This is a genomic window from Marinobacter sp. UBA2498 (assembly GCF_002341575.1).
Taxonomy (GTDB): Bacteria; Pseudomonadota; Gammaproteobacteria; order Pseudomonadales; family Oleiphilaceae; genus Marinobacter; species Marinobacter manganoxydans.
The window spans coordinates 2,264-2,627 of the sequence record NZ_DDOI01000028.1 but is presented as its reverse complement, the minus strand read 5'-3'; the positions used below and the strand labels follow the sequence as shown (position 1 = coordinate 2,627).

Sequence of the window (364 nt, the reverse complement as noted above, 5' to 3'; positions counted from 1 at the left end):
GGCCGCCGGCCAATGCTGTTCGCGGGCCTAGCGTGCTCCATCATCAGCGACCTGGTGTTCTGGCAGGCCAATGGGCTGGGAATGATACTCACCGGCCGGGTGCTGTCCGGTCTGTCTGCGGGGATCTTTACCGGCACGGCCACGGTTGCCGTGCTTGAATTGGCTCCGCCCCACTGGCGGGATAAGGCAACCTTCTTTGCCACGGCGGCGAACATGGGCGGGCTTGGCCTCGGGCCCATGCTTGCGGGCGCCCTCTCCGAGTATCTGCCCTGGCCACTGCACCTGACCTTTCTGGTGCACTCAGCCATGGCGCTGTTGGCGGTATGCTGCATCTGGGCAGCGCCGGAGACCGTCTCGAAACCCG

1 protein-coding gene is annotated in these 364 nt (G+C 65.7%); it reads left to right on the top strand.

The window, feature by feature from the left end; all coding sequences use genetic code 11:
- A partial coding sequence (locus B2W52_RS02590; protein ID WP_286801130.1) for an MFS transporter occupies window positions 1-364 on the top strand: 364 nt, incomplete at both ends.